Genomic DNA, 14,082 nt, shown 5'->3' with positions numbered 1-14,082 from the left:
CAGCCAGCTCGGCCGGCTGGGCACCTTCCGCACGCAGTGCGGCGGGGCGGCTGATCGCTGCGCGGAAACAGCACCTATCGAGAGGTCGGGCGGACGGCATGGCAGGGACCGTCCGCCCGCGTGGCGCCGTCCTGATGCGGTGGTGGACGGTACGCGCCATGCGCACGATACGCAGATCGTGGGTTGCATCGGGGTTGCGTCATGTCACGCGGTACAGGCTCGGAAACCCCCCGTGACGGGCGGCGGAAGGAGTGAGCGGGGGCTGCCAGACTTAGTCCAGCGCGGGATGGATGGAGGTATTCGTGAGGTTCAGGCCGTACGCGTGGATGCCGTGGCCACTGCGCTGGTCCGCGCGGATCTTGACCGTTCTGCTGGCACTGGCGCTGGTGCTGGCGGGGGTGCTCGTCCACACGGTACGCCAGTCGTTCCCGCAGTTGGAAGGCACGCTCCGGTTGCCGGGGTTAACCGGAAATGTAGAGATTTATCGCGATAAAAACGGAATCCCGCACATCTACGCCGGCAACTCCGAGGACCTGTTCATGGCCCAGGGCTTCGTGCACGCGCAGGACCGGTTCTGGGAGATGGACTTCCGGCGGCACGTGACCGCCGGGCGGCTGTCCGAGCTGTTCGGCACGGCGACGCTCGACAACGACAAGGCCATCAGGACCATGGGCTGGCGCCGGGTCGCCGAGCAGGAGCTGACCGAGCTCACCGAGCGCACCAAGCGCTACCTCGACGCCTACGCCAAGGGCGTGAACGCCTGGCTCGCGGCCAACCCCAACGCCTCCGACCGCAGCCTCGAGTACTCCGTGCTGAAGGTCCAGAACGGCGGCTACACCCCCGAGCCGTGGACGCCGCTCGACTCCGTCTCCTGGCTCAAGGCCATGGCGTGGGACCTGCGCTCCAACCTCGAGGACGAGATCGACCGCGCGCTCGCCCTCACCAAGCTGCCGCCCGAGCGGGTCGAGCAGCTCTACCCCGGCTACCCGTACGACAGGCACGACCCGATCGTCACCGTGGGCGCGGTCGTCAAGGAGGTCTACGACCAGCGGGCCGACCCCCGGCCGCCGCGCGAGGAGCGCACCGGCGCCCGGGTGCTCGCCCAGGCCGCGCAGGCGCTGAAGGCGGTGCCGAGCACGATGAGCACCGCCGAGCGCGACGGGATCGGCTCGAACTCGTGGGTCGTCTCCGGCGACCACACCGTCAGCGGCAAGCCGCTGCTGGCCAACGACCCGCACCTGTCGGCCCAGATGCCCTCCGTCTGGTACCAGACCGGGCTGCACTGCCGCGAGCTCAGCGACGCGTGCTCCTACGACGTGACCGGGTTCTCCTTCTCCGGCGTCCCCGGCGTGGTCATCGGGCACACGGACAAGATCGCCTGGGGGTTCACCAACCTGGGGCCGGACGTGGCCGACCTGTTCCTGGAGAAGGTCGACGGCGACACCTACCTCTACCGGGGCGAGCGGGTCCCGCTGGAGGTCCGCCAGGAGAAGATCGAGGTCGCGGGCGGGCGGCCGGTGACCATCACCGTGCGCGCCACCCGGCACGGGCCGCTGGTCAACGAGGTGATGGGCGCCGTCAAGCCGAGCGGCGAGGCCAACGCCGTCGCCCTGTCGTGGACGGCGCTGACCCCCGGCAGGACCGCCGACGCGATCTTCGCGCTGAACGAGGCGGGCGACTGGAACGAGTTCCGGGCGGCGGCCGCGCTTTTCGACGTCCCGGCGCAGAACCTGGTCTACGCCGACACCAGCGGCACCATCGGCTACCAGGCCCCCGGCCGCATCCCCGTGCGCGAGAACGGCGACGGCACCGTGCCCGTGCCCGGCTGGACCGGCGAGTACGACTGGAAGACCGCGCCGATCCCGTACGACCAGCTCCCGTCGGTGCGCAACCCCGCCGAGGGCTACATCGTCACCGCCAACAACGCCGTCATCGACCCCTCCCGCTACGCGCCGCTGCTGACCAAGGACTGGTCGTACGGGTTCCGCTCCCAGCGCATCCTCGACCGGCTCAAGGAGGAGATCGGCAAGGGCAAGCTGGACGCCGCCGCCATGTCGCGCATCCAGCAGGACGACCACAACGGGCTGGCCGCGACGCTCGTCCCGGCGCTGATGGAGGTGAGCCTGGCGGGGCCGAGCGCCCAGGCCAGGCAGCTCCTCGACGGCTGGGACGGCTCCCAGGGGCTCGACTCGGCCCCGGCGGCGTACTTCAACGCGGTCTGGCGGCACCTGCTCAGGCTGACCTTCCACGACGAGCTGCCGGAGGCGGCCAGGCCGAGCGGCGGCGACCGCTGGTACGAGGTGGTCGGGCGACTGCTGAACTCCCCCGGCGACCCGTTCTGGGACGACGTCACCACCGAGGAGCGCGTCGAGGAACGCGACGACATCCTGCGTCAGGCGCTCGCCTCCGCCTACCGGGAGCTCACCGAGCTGCTCGGCGACGACGTCAAGGCGTGGCGCTGGGGCGACCTGCACCGGCTCACGCTCACCCACCAGACGCTCGGCACGTCCGGGATCGGCCCGATCGAGTCCCTGTTCAACCGGGGGCCGCTGGCGGTCGCGGGCAACAAGGACGCGGTCAACGCCACCGGCTGGAACGTCCTGGAGGACTACGCGATCACCTCGGTGCCGTCGATGCGGATGGTCCTCGACCTGTCCGACCTGGACAAGTCGCAGTGGATCAACCTCACCGGGGCCTCGGGGCACGCCTTCCACGACAACTACTGGGACCAGGCCGCCGTCTGGGCCAGGGGCGAGCTGCTGCCGATGCGCTCGAAGCCGGAGTCGGTCAAGAAGGCGGCGGCGCACACGCTCAAGCTGACTCCCTGACGCGGCTACGCCCGCCTGCGCCAGCGCGCGGCGTTGCGCGGGTAGCCGCCGTCGTCGAGGTCGGCCAGGCGTTCGAACGGGTTGTAGGACGCCTGGTCGCCGCAGACGGCCAGCGAGACCAGCATGGCCAGCAGGTAGAGCGGCAGCATGGGCAGCCCCGCGCACCACGCCCACTGGGTGGCGTGCCTGCCCTCGTGTCGCACCAGCCGGTCGCTGAGCGCGTCGCGCCTGGTCAGCACCACGTTCCCGACCGTGAACGCGCCCGCGACGGGGAACCGGTAGCGGTAGCCGTACGCGAGCACGAGCCCGTCGGGACCGGGCTGCCGGCGCGCCCCGCCCGCGGCGGCGATCAGCAGGCCGAGCGGCGTGGTGAGATTGACATAGTTCACCACGCGCCGGAACCGATAGCGCCTGTCCATACGTCTCAGTCTTGACCAATCTTGACAGGTCGGGATAATGGCCTGCGTCCTGAAATCTCCCACAAGAGCAGGATTATGAGATTAGCCATCCTGGGCGCTCTGCTGGGCACCGCGGCACTGGCCGGTGCGGGCGGAATCGCGATCACCCAGACGTCGACCACCGATCCCCTACGCCTCATCGAAACCCCTCCCGGCGCGCGACTGGCGTTGCTCCCCAGCACCGCCACCCCGAAACCCGAGGTCGGGCGCTACACCGCCAAAACGAAGATCGTCAAGAAGAAGGGCGTCTCCTACCTGGACGTCTCCATCAAGTACGGCGGCGCCGCCAGGTTCAGCGTCAAGCAGCGCGCCTGCAAGGGCAAGTCGTGCCGGACCACCACGGCCGAGCTCGCCGTGACCACCGGCGCGGGCCAGGTCCAGAAGAAGGTGGGCAAGGGCGCGTACAAGCTGCGCGGCAAGCCGAAGATCAAGGTCCAGCCGCTGCCGTGGCCCACCAAGACGGTCACGGCCACGCCCACGGCCACCGTCACCGCGTCGGCGCCGCCCCCGGAGGCCCCCACGGAGACGGTCACGGAGACTGCCACCGTCACCGTCACCGTCACGGTCACCGAGCCGGGGCCGACCGTCACCGTCACGGAGCCAGGCCCCACGGTGACGATCACCTGTCAGCCGGTCCCGGTGCCGCCCGTCACGCCGACGGCGACGGTGACGGGCCCGATGCCGCCCACGGTGACCTCCACCCCGCCCCCGACGATCACTCCCACGCCGACATCCACGCTGATCCCGCCGACGGACCAGCCCACCGACGTGCCGCCTCCGCCTGATCCGACGGACGTCCCGACGGACGTCCCGACGGACGTCCCGACGGACGTCCCGACGGACGTCCCGACGGACGTCCCAACCGGCCCTCTGCCGACCCCGACCCCGACCGGCCCCCCGCCCACCCTTCCGACGGACCCGGGGCCGGGCTGTCACACCCCGACCGAGCCGCCACCGCCGACCGTCTCCCCGACCGTCTTCCCGACCGTGTCCCCCACGAGCGAGCCGACCGTCCCTGAGCCCCCGGTCCAGTGACGCGGCGTCCCACCGGCTCCCGATCCAGGGGGCCGGTGGGACCGTCAGAGCTTCTTGTAGCGCCCCTCGTGGTACGTCAGCGCCTCGCCCTCACCTGGCATCCCCAGCGCTGTCACCGCCCCCACGATGATCGAATGGTCGCCGCCCGGGTGCACCGCGTCGGTCCGGCACTCCACCGTCGCCAGCGCCGCGTCGAACAGCGCGACCCCCGTCTCCCCCCGGTGGTGCCCCCACCGGGAGAGCTGCCCGTTCAACGGCCGCCCGCGATGGGCGAAGAAGCGCGAGGCGTCCTCCATGGAGGCCGGCAGCACCGAGACCGCCCACACCCCCGCCTCCAGCACCGCGTCATGGAAGCGCGCGACCTTCTCGGCGCAGAAGAGCACCAGCAGCGGCTCCAGCGACACGGACGTGAAGGAGTTGACGGTCATCGCGTAGTCGACGTCTCCGAGCCGGGTCGTGACGACCGTCACACCGGTGGCGAAACGCCCGACGACTTTCCGGTACGTTTGCCGATCTCCGTGCCGCTCTATGGACGCATGGTGCACGAAGGTTACTTTATGCCGCTACGACCGGCTGCTCTCCGGGTGGCCGTGCATCAACCACGAACCCCCTGATGAGGGCGACAGCAGGAACGCCGCGACCACGGCCGCGATCCCCCCGTAGAGATACACGTACCCGGGCGTGTTTCCCGAGATGACCAGATCGCCCGCGCCAAGCTTGAACGAGAACGCCATCGACACCAGCAGCCACCCCGCCGAGGTCACCGCGGAGCCCAGGCGGGTCCCCATCAGCCTGCCCGCCCCCAGGCTGACGCCGAACAGGATGACCAGCCAGGCGATCGCCGTGACAGGCTGGCGCACGCCGTCGTGGGCATGGGTGAAGCCGCCCACCACGCCCATGACGACGCCCAGGACGAAGAGCATCCCGTAGGCGGCTCCACCCAGCGCCGACTCGGCCTGGCTGCGTTGCTCCATATCGAGAGGTTAGTGGATGCCGGCGAACAGATCGTTCTCGCGGACGTGCGGCTCGCCGAGCCCTCCGGCCTCGATCGGCGGACCTGCCACGGCGGGTCCGCGTACGCCCTCGGCCAGCACGAAGTGCTCCACGCCGAGCACTTCCTGGCCGATGTCGTTGGACAGCGCGTACCACGGCTCCCTGACCGTGATCTGCGTGGCGTGGGCGCGCATGGCGGCGGCCTTGTGGCCGATCCAGGGGCGCGCGTCGATCTCGGTGGTGATCACGTCGTCGGGGCTGCCGAACGGCATCTCGTCCACGTCCTCGACGATGAACCCGGACCCGGCCTCCCGCAGCGCCTCGTTGCTCCGGCGCATCACGGACCTGGCGCTGGCCGTGTAGTAGAGCTTGGCGATCCGCCACGGCTCGCCCGCGCCGAACGCCGGGTCGGCGGCCAGCTCCCACGCCCGCCGCGACACCCGGTGCGCCTGGATGTGGTCGGGATGCCCGTAATGGCCGTTCTCGTCGTACGTGACCAGCACCTGCGGCCTGACCTCGCGGACCACCTCGACCAGCGCGCCGGCGGCCTCGTCCAGGTCGGCCTGCCAGAACGCGGTGGGGCGGTCGTTGGAGGCCACGCCCATCATGCCGGAGTCGCGCCAGCGGCCCGCCCCGCCGAGGAAGCGGTGGTCCTCGACGCCGAGCGCGGCGCAGGCGGCCGCCAGCTCGCCGATGCGGTGCGGCCCGAGCGCGTCGTCGCGGTCGGCTGCCAGATGCGCGAGCTCCTCCGGGATGACCTCGCCCTCCTCCCCCAGCGTGCAGGTCACGAGCGTGACGTGGGCGCCTTCGGCGGCGTAGCGCGCCATGGTCGCGCCGGTGCCGATCGACTCGTCGTCGGGGTGTGCGTGCACCAGCAGCAGACGTCGGTCCATCATGGTCCGAAGCGTAACGGGCGCCTGGTTGCTGGCAGGATTGGGCCCATGAGTGAGAGCTTCCCGCGCCTGGCCGCCAGGACCCGCCGCTTCACCCTCGGAGTGCCCAGGGGCTTCACGATCTCCCCTGACGGCGGCAGGGTCGTGTTCCTGCGGACCAGGTCCGGCACCGACCCGGTGACCTGCCTGTGGGAGCTCGACACCGAGACGCACGTCGAGCGGCTGGTGGTCGATCCGCGCACGCTCGACGCCGACGAGGGCGACCTGCCTGCCGAGGAGCGCGCCCGGCGTGAGCGCAGCCGCGAGCAGGCCGGCGGCGTCGTCGCCTACTCGACCGACTCCGCGGTGACCAGGGCGGCGTTCGCGCTGGCCGGCGGGCTGTACGTGACCGAGCTGGCCGACGGGAGCACGCGCAGGCTCGACACGCCCGGTCTGGTGATCGATCCCCGCATCTCGCCCGACGGGCGACATGTCGCGTACGTCACCGGCGGCGCCTTCCACGTGCACGACCTGACGTCCGGCGCCGACCGCGTCCTGGCGACGCCCGAGTCCCCGACCGTCACCTACGGCCTGGCCGAGTTCGTCGCCGCCGAGGAGATGGACCGGATGCGCGGCCACTGGTGGTCGCCGTCGAGCGACGCGCTCCTGGTCGAGCGGGCCGACGACGCGCCGGTCCGGACCTGGTACATCGCCGACCCGGCCAACCCCGACCGGCCCGCGACCGTCCAGCGCTACCCCGCCGCGGGCACGCCCAACGCCGTCACCGAGCTGTTCGTCCTGGGCCTCGACGGCTCCCGGGTCGCGGTGCCGTTCGAGCACGAATACCTGACCACCGCCTCCTGGGACTCCCACGCGCTGTCGATCGTGACGCTGTCGCGCGACCAGAAGACCATGCGCCTGCTCTCCGTCGACCCCGCGACCGGCGCGTCCACGCTGGTGCGCGAGGACACCGACCCGGCCTGGGTCGACATCGTCACCGGCGTGCCCGCCCACCTCGACGACGGCACGCTGGTCTGGGTCGCGTCCGCCGACGGCGGTCACCGGCTGTTCGTCGGCGACCGCGCCGTCACCCCGCCCACGCTCCAGGTGCGCGCCGTGCTCGACGTCGACCACGACAGCGTGCTGTTCAGCGCGAGCGGCGACCCCACCGAGATCCAGCTCTGGACCTGGGACGGCCACTCGCTGCTGCCCGTCTCCACCCGCTCCGGCGTGTTCTCCGGCCGGATGGCGGGCGGCGTCGGCGTGCTGTCGGAGCAGAGCCTCGACACCGAGGGCGTGGCCACCACCGTCGTCCGGCGCGACGGCGTGGCGATCCCGATCCCCTCCCACGCCGAGCGTCCCGGCCTCGACCTGCGCGTCTCGCTCGGCCGTTCCGGCCGCCGCGAGCTGTCCACCGCCGTGGTGCTGCCCTCGTGGCACGAGCCCGGCTCGCGGGCGCTGCCCGTCCTCATGGATCCGTACGGGGGTCCGCACGCGCAGCGCGTCCTCAACCGGCGCGGCGGCTACCTGGAGAGCCAGTGGTTCGCCGAGCAGGGGTTCGCCGTGGTGGTGGCCGACGGGCGGGGCACGCCGGGCCGCGGTCCGGCGTTCGAGCGGGCGGTGCTGAACGACCTGGCCACGCCCGCGCTCGACGACCAGATCGACGCCCTCCAGGGCGTGGCCGAGCAGTATCCCGACGACCTCGACCTGACGAAGGTGGCGATCCGGGGCTGGTCGTTCGGCGGGTTCCTGGCGGCGCTGGCGGTGCTGCGCAGGCCCGACGTGTTCCACGCCGCCGTGGCGGGGGCGCCGGTGACCGACTGGCGGCTGTACGACACCTGCTACACCGAGCGTTACCTGGGGGACCCGGCGGAGCAGCCGGACGTGTACGACAAGTCCTCGCTCTTCGGTGACGCGGCGAAGCTCGAACGGCCGTTGCTGCTCATCCACGGCCTGGCCGACGACAACGTGGTCGCGGCCCACACGCTGCGCCTGTCGTCGGCGCTGCTCGCGGCCGGGCGCCAGCACAGCGTGCTGCCGCTGTCGGGCGTCACGCACATGACGCCGCAGGAGGTCGTGGCCGAGAACATGATGCTGCTCCAGGTCGACTTCCTGAAGAAGGCGCTGCACCTGTGACCCAGGTCTGACAGACCACGGTCTGATTCGGCACCCGCCAGAACCAGACCGTGGTCCGATGTGCGGGGGGCGCCGCGTCCGCGATCGTGAACGTCATGTTCAAGCCCCTCCTGCTGGCGCTGGCCCTGGTCCTGCCCACCCCGCAACAGTCCCCCGCCCCCTCGCTCGCTTGGAGCCCGTGCCCCGGCGACAAGATCGGCATGGAGTGCGCCGACCTCCAGGTGCCCGTCGACTGGAGCAAGCCCGACGGCCGCCGCATCACGCTCAAACTGGGCCGCCTCAAGGCCACCGGCAGGTCCGAGGGCTCGGTCCTGATCTCCTACGGCGGCCCCGGCGGTCCCGGCATCGGCCTGACGCAGAGCCTGTCCTCGTGGTGGACGAAGCTCCGCGCCCGCATGGACCTCGTCACCTGGGACACCCGCGGCTACGGCCGCCAGTTCGGCGGCCTCGCCACCGGCCTCGACTGCACCTGGACCCGCCTGCCGATCCCCGAGTTCCCGCGTGACGACGCCGGCTTCGGCCGCCTGTCCGACACCAACCGCGGGGCGGCCGAGGTGTGCCGCCACAACGACCCCGAGCTGTTCGCCCACATGAGCTCCGCCGACCACGCCCGCGACATGGAGGCGATCCGCAAGGCGCTCGGCGGCGACCGGCTCAACTACTACGGCGCCTCCTATTCCGGCATCTACGGCCAGGCCTACGCCCGCCTGTTCCCCGGCCAGGTCCGCACGATGGTCCTCGACGGCACCCTCAACCACAGCACCGCCGACTGGGACGCCGAGGTGGCGGCCATGGCCGCCGACAACGAGCGGCACCTGCGGCGCTTCTTCACCTGGTGCGCCGCCTCCGGCGACTGCCGCGACGTCCCCGGCAAGTTCCGTTCCCTCGTCAGGCGGGCCGACCGCACCCCGGTCCGGGCCGCGGCCGGCGTCGCCTACACCGGCCGTGACCTGCGTTCCTTCGCGATCGGGCGGGCCCGGCAGGGCGAGCCGGGCTGGCCCGCCCTGGCCAAGGCCGTCCGCCGGGCCCACGCCGGTGACGCCTCCGGCTTCCTCCCCGAGCGCGGCGCCCGCTATCCCGACCAGAGCACCGGCGTGACCGAGTGCACCGACTGGCCGCGCCCCGCCTCCCGCGCGGAGCTCGACGCCACCGTCACCCGCGTGCGCCGCGCCGCCCCCACCGCCGGCGCCGCCAACACCCTCGCCGCCGGGTCGCTGGCCTGCATCGGCTGGCCCGCCCCGGTCACCAACCCGCCCGCCCCGCTCCCCAAGGGCCTCCCGCCGCTGCTGGGCGCCGGCGCGTGGGGCGAGTTCGACGCCGTCTCGCGCATCCTCGCCCAGGTGCCGGGCAGCGTCACGATCGCCCACGACGGTCCCGGCCACACCCTGTACGGCGCCAACGCCTGCGCCCGTGACCACATCGACCGCTACCTCACCGACGGGCGGCTCCCGTCCCAGGGCACGACGTGCTGACGACCCTCCCGGCCAAGTTTCGCAAACGGCGCAATATTACGAAATTGCGCCAATGCAACCCGTCCACAATCCTGGTGCAAAAGCACCAGGGCATGATCCGACCCGTGAGATTCAGGATTCTCGGACCGCTGCAAGTCCTGGGCGACGCGGGAGAGCTTGAGCTCGGCGGGGGAAGGCAGCGCATCGTGCTCGCGATGCTGCTCCTTGAGGCCAACCAGGTGGTGCCGATCAGCCGGCTCGTGGAGGCCATCTGGGGCGAGTGCCCACCCGGCACCCCGCGCAACCAGGTGCAGATCCGGATCTCCCAGCTCCGCCGCACTCTCGGCGACACCGCTCAGCCCTACCAGACCGTGATCACCAAGCCGTCGGGCTACCTCATCCGCATCGCCCCCTCCGACCTGGACCTGACCGTCTTCGAACACCTCATCACCCAAGCCCAGACGCAACCCCGCGACCAGGCCGCCCGCACCCTGCGGGAGGCGCTCACCCTCTGGCGTGCCCCCGCCCTGGCCGACGTCGACAGCGACCTGGTGCGCAGCATCGCCCACGGCCTGGAGGAGCGCCGCCTGCTCGCCTTCGAGCGCTGCGTCGAGCTGGAGCTGGAGCTCGGCCACCACCTGCGGCTGATCGAGGAGCTCCGCGCCGTCACCCAGTCCCAGCCGCTGCGCGAACGCCCCCACGGCCACCTCATGCTCGCCCTCTACGGCGCGGGCCGCCAGGCCGAGGCCCTGGAGGTGTTCCGCTCCTACCGCACCTACCTGCTCGACACCCTCGGCCTCGAACCGGGTGAGGAGCTACGCCGCATCGAGCACGCCATCCTCAACCGCGCCTCCCCCACCCCTCCGGCCACCCGCACCGACACCCCACCCCAGGAGCCGGCCGGCCGCCCCCTGAACGGCCACCATCCCCGTGGCCGGCCCACCGCCCCGGACGATCCGTCCCCCGCGCCCTACTCCGCAAGACCGGACGGCGGCCCGTTCTCCTCCCAGACATCCGGAGACGGCCCCGCCTCGTCCTCCCAGCGGGAGCGAGGCGGCCCCACATCCTCCTCCCAGGAGCAGGGCGGCCGAAGCCCCGCCGCCCAGAGGGAGCGGGGCGCTCCCGCCTCCCATAAGGAGCGGGGCGGCCCCGCCTCTCAAGAGCGGGGCGCTCCCAGCGCCTCCTTCCCGGCAGCGCCCGCCCGGGGAGGGGCGGCGGGACCATCGACGGGACCGGCCTCAGACGCAGCCGGGGCGGCAACGGCGGCCGACCCATCGCCCAGGCCGGAGTCCCGGCCGGCACGGGCGCCCGGGTCGACGTCACGACCGGCACCAACGCCCGGGTCGGCCTCACGACCGGCACCGGTGCCGAGGCCGGTGCCGCGTCAGCTTCCTCCGGTGCTGTCGCGGTTGTCGGGCCGGGAAGCGGAGCTGGCCCGGATCGAGGAGCTGCTGACCGAGCGGCACGGGACGACGCTGCCCGTGGTGGCGGTGCTGGGCAAGGCCGGGGTCGGCAAGTCGGAGCTCGCCCTGCACGCGGCCCACCGGCTCGCCGACGCCTACCCCGACGGCCAGCTCTACGTGGACCTCCAGTCCGGCGCGCTGCGGCCACAGGACGCGCTGGCCCGCTTCCTGCGCGCCCTGGGCCTGCCCGCCGTCCCCCGCACCCTGGAGGAGCGCTCAGCCCTGTTCCGCTCGACGGTGGCCGAACGCCGGGTGCTCGTCCTGCTCGACGACGCCGAGTCGATGCAGCAGACCGAGCCGCTCCTGCCCGGCGGGGCGTCCTGTGCCGTCCTGGTGACCAGCCGCCGCACGCTCGTCGGCCTGCCCGAGCGCCAGGTGATCCGGCTGGGCCTGCTCGACGGCCCGGACGCGGCCGAGCTCCTCACCCAGGACATCGGCGGCGGCTCGGCAGCCGACCCCGAGGCGATCCGCCTGCTGGTCGAGCAGTGCGGCGGCCACCCTCTCGCCCTCCGGATCGCCGGCACGAGCCTGGGCACCTGGCCGCACTCCGCCGTCCAGGACCTCGTCATGACGATCGGCGACCTGGACGTCAAGGCCGTCCTCGACGTCGGCTACCGCGCCCTCTCGCCCCAGGCCCAGGCCCTGTTCCGCCGCCTCGGCCTCATCAGCGGCCAGCAGATCAGCACCTGGCTGGCCCACGCCCTCATCTCCACCCCGGCCACCCGAACCCTCCAAAGGGAGCTGACCACAGCACCCCACCCCGCCTTCCCCCGCCCCATCCACTCCCCATCCGCCGCCCTGGCCGAATCGGCGCGGACGGACAGCATGAGGCGGGACATGGTCGACGATCCCGTGATCTCGGGCACCCTCACCCCGCCGTCCCCCTCACCGTCCGGCGCCGCGGCGGTGCTGGAGCGGGCGTTCCAGGAGCTGGTGGACGCGGCGCTGCTGCGGCGGCGGGGCGACCACTACGTGTGGCACGACCTGGTCAGGCTGTTCGCCGCCGAACACGCGTTCGCGGAGGACCCCCGGGAGATCCGCACCGCAGTGCTCGAACATGCGAGTGCGACCCTGCTGGCCCTGGTGGAGCAGGCGCACCGGCGCCACTACAGCGGCCACTTCACCGTGCTGCGCGGCCTGGTGGACCTGCCGCCGATCGACGGGTCACGACTGTTCGGGGACGAGCCGCTCGCCTGGCTCGACTCCGAGCTGCCGGTGCTGATCCGCGCCGTGCGGCAGGCGGCCGACCACGGACTGGCCGAGCTGGCCTGGAGCCTGGCCATGACGGCGGTGACGCTGTTCGAGACCTACGGCTACTTCGACGACTGGCGGGCCGTCTCCGAGACCGCGCTCGCCGCCTGCCGCGCCGCGGGCAACGCGCGTGGGGAGGGCGCGATGCTGTTCTCGCTCAGCTCGCTGGCCATCTTCCAGCAGCGCTACGACGACGCCGCTCCCCTGGTCGGCTCGGCGCTGGCCATCTTCGAGAAGATCGGCGAAGATCACGGCCGGGCGCTGGCCCTGCGCAACGCCGCGCTGCTGGACCGGGCCGCCGGTGACCTCGACGGCGCCCTGCACCGCTACACCGAGGCCCGGCGCCTGCTGCGCGCCGTCGGCGACCGGGCGGCGGAGGCGTACGTGCTGTCGAACATGGCCCTCATCCACTGCGAATGCGGGCGGCTGGACGAGGCAGACCCGCTGCTCAGGGAGGCGCTGACCTTCTACACCCAGGAGGGCGTGCGGCGGGGCGAGGCTCAGGCGCTGATGCGGCTGGCGGAGTTGTCGCTGCGCCGTGGCCGTTCCGAGCCGGCGCTGGAGGCGTACGAGAAGGCCAAGGGGATCGTCCGTGAGGCGCATGACCGCATCGGGGAGGCGTACGTGCTGCAGGGGCTCGGGGAGGCGCACTTGAAGCTGGGGCGGGCGGCGGACGCCGAGCGCACGTTGCGCGAGGCCCTCGACGTCGCCGCCGAGGTCGGCGACCGGCTCATCCAGGGCCGCGCCCGCCTGGCCCTGGGCACGCTCCTGCTGGAGAGCGGCCGCCCCGGCGCGACGCTGGAGCTGGAACGGGCACAGGCGCTGTTCGCCGAGATCCACGCCGAGCCCTTACGCGCCAAGGCCGCCGCAGCCTTGTCCCGCAGCCACTGACCACGCACACCAGCCCCCACACACCCGGCCCACACGCCCTAGCCCACACGCCCTGGCCCGCGCACCCCCACACCCGGCCCACACGCCCGGACTCACGCACCCCTGAGCTCACTCATGCCCACCAGAGCCCGCTGTCCCCCGACCCGGCTCCCCATCCCCAGGCGGCGTGCGGCCCCGCCCACGGCGTGCCCCACCGCGCCCACCCTCGCGACGCCTCCTCGGGCACTCACCCCCCGGTGCCCGCCGCCCCCTGCGACGCCCCCTCGGCACCCACCGCTGCCCAGCGACCGCGCCATGACCCCTACGGCGCACCCTTGGGCGCTCACCCCCGGTGCCCGCCGCACCCCCTGCGCGACTCCCCTGGGCACTCGCCACCTGCCCGCGTGCCCCTCAGAGCCCCCTGTGGGCGCTTCTTCCGAGCGCCCGGCTCCACCGGGTGGCGTGGCCGCTGGCCGGCGCGGGGGAATGCGGAGCTCTACGTGCCCCACCGTGCCGCTGTCGCCAGCAGGCTCATCCCCTGTTGCGTGGCGGGCGGGGCCGGGGTCCCGGCCCCGCGTCACCGCCACCCCGGGCGCGTGGGTGTGTCTAGATAACGGTGTATCTCGATCTTGATTAGTTATCGAGTGGTCGGGGTCAGGCGGCCGTCGAAGGTGATGGCGAAGGCGTTCAAGGCGGCCTTCCAGCGGGTGATCCAGCGTTTGCGG

Annotated in this window: 9 protein-coding genes; 5 read left to right on the top strand and 4 right to left on the bottom strand. The window is 72.5% G+C overall.

The features are described 5' to 3' along the window. Nucleotides 1–326: 326 nt before the first annotated feature. On the top strand, nucleotides 327–2,828 hold the full coding sequence (locus tag KME80_RS13010; protein WP_246644811.1) for a penicillin acylase family protein: 2,502 nt from the start codon (nucleotides 327–329) through the stop codon (nucleotides 2,826–2,828). A gap of 5 nt (nucleotides 2,829–2,833) precedes the next feature. Here the strand turns inward: KME80_RS13010 and KME80_RS13005 are convergent, their stop codons facing one another. Beyond that, on the bottom strand, nucleotides 2,834–3,247 hold the full coding sequence (locus KME80_RS13005) for a hypothetical protein (RefSeq protein WP_219504737.1): 414 nt from the start codon (nucleotides 3,245–3,247) through the stop codon (nucleotides 2,834–2,836). Nucleotides 3,248–3,322: 75 nt separating this feature from the next. Between KME80_RS13005 and KME80_RS13000 the strand changes: the two genes are divergently transcribed. After that, a complete protein-coding gene (locus KME80_RS13000) occupies nucleotides 3,323–4,321 on the top strand; it encodes a hypothetical protein (protein WP_219504735.1) in 999 nt (332 codons plus the stop codon). A 44-nt stretch (nucleotides 4,322–4,365) separates the two neighbouring features. Here KME80_RS13000 and KME80_RS12995 read toward each other — a convergent pair whose 3' ends face one another. The 3 genes from KME80_RS12995 to mshB are packed head-to-tail and all read right to left on the bottom strand — an operon-like array spanning nucleotide 4,366 to nucleotide 6,210. Continuing rightward, nucleotides 4,366–4,866, bottom strand: coding sequence for a flavin reductase family protein (locus KME80_RS12995; protein WP_219504733.1), 501 nt, complete (start codon nucleotides 4,864–4,866; stop codon nucleotides 4,366–4,368). An 18-nt stretch (nucleotides 4,867–4,884) separates the two neighbouring features. Then, nucleotides 4,885–5,295, bottom strand: coding sequence for a DUF6113 family protein (locus KME80_RS12990; RefSeq protein WP_219504731.1), 411 nt, complete (start codon nucleotides 5,293–5,295; stop codon nucleotides 4,885–4,887). Between the two features lie 9 nt (nucleotides 5,296–5,304). Next, nucleotides 5,305–6,210: an N-acetyl-1-D-myo-inositol-2-amino-2-deoxy-alpha-D-glucopyranoside deacetylase gene (gene mshB, locus KME80_RS12985; protein ID WP_219504729.1), complete on the bottom strand. Its 906-nt coding sequence runs from the start codon at nucleotides 6,208–6,210 to the stop codon at nucleotides 5,305–5,307. 45 nt (nucleotides 6,211–6,255) lie between these two features. On the opposite strand from mshB, the gene KME80_RS12980 reads away from it, so the two are divergent. The 3 genes from KME80_RS12980 to KME80_RS12970 all read left to right on the top strand — a co-directional run bounded on the left by KME80_RS12980 (nucleotide 6,256) and on the right by KME80_RS12970 (nucleotide 13,378). Beyond that, nucleotides 6,256–8,322, top strand: a complete 2,067-nt coding sequence (locus KME80_RS12980) for a S9 family peptidase (protein ID WP_219504726.1) — start codon at nucleotides 6,256–6,258, stop codon at nucleotides 8,320–8,322. A gap of 95 nt (nucleotides 8,323–8,417) precedes the next feature. Then, the gene (locus tag KME80_RS12975) at nucleotides 8,418–9,794 is read left to right on the top strand and encodes an alpha/beta fold hydrolase (protein ID WP_219504724.1); all 1,377 of its coding nucleotides are present in this window, start codon (nucleotides 8,418–8,420) and stop codon (nucleotides 9,792–9,794) included. A gap of 104 nt (nucleotides 9,795–9,898) precedes the next feature. After that, nucleotides 9,899–13,378: an AfsR/SARP family transcriptional regulator gene (locus KME80_RS12970; protein WP_219504722.1), complete on the top strand. Its 3,480-nt coding sequence runs from the start codon at nucleotides 9,899–9,901 to the stop codon at nucleotides 13,376–13,378. Nucleotides 13,379–14,082: the final 704 nt, after the last annotated feature.

The organism is Nonomuraea ceibae, assembly GCF_019396325.1.
In the GTDB taxonomy this organism is placed as follows: Bacteria; Actinomycetota; Actinomycetes; order Streptosporangiales; family Streptosporangiaceae; genus Nonomuraea; species Nonomuraea ceibae.
The sequence above is the reverse complement of the archived record's forward strand: the minus strand, read 5'-3'. Positions and strand labels throughout refer to the sequence as shown.

Bases quoted from the DNA above. Each gene is read 5' to 3' on its own strand.
- KME80_RS12975 (WP_219504724.1), top strand. From the start codon at position 8,418: ATGTTCAAGCCCCTCCTGCTGGCGCTGGCCCTGGTCCTGCCCACCCCG.
- mshB (WP_219504729.1), bottom strand. From the start codon at position 6,210: ATGATGGACCGACGTCTGCTGCTGGTGCACGCACACCCCGACGACGAG.
- KME80_RS13010 (WP_246644811.1), top strand. From the start codon at position 327: ATGCCGTGGCCACTGCGCTGGTCCGCGCGGATCTTGACCGTTCTGCTG.
- KME80_RS13000 (WP_219504735.1), top strand. From the start codon at position 3,323: ATGAGATTAGCCATCCTGGGCGCTCTGCTGGGCACCGCGGCACTGGCC.
- KME80_RS13005 (WP_219504737.1), bottom strand. From the start codon at position 3,247: ATGGACAGGCGCTATCGGTTCCGGCGCGTGGTGAACTATGTCAATCTC.
- KME80_RS12980 (WP_219504726.1), top strand. From the start codon at position 6,256: ATGAGTGAGAGCTTCCCGCGCCTGGCCGCCAGGACCCGCCGCTTCACC.
- KME80_RS12990 (WP_219504731.1), bottom strand. From the start codon at position 5,295: ATGGAGCAACGCAGCCAGGCCGAGTCGGCGCTGGGTGGAGCCGCCTAC.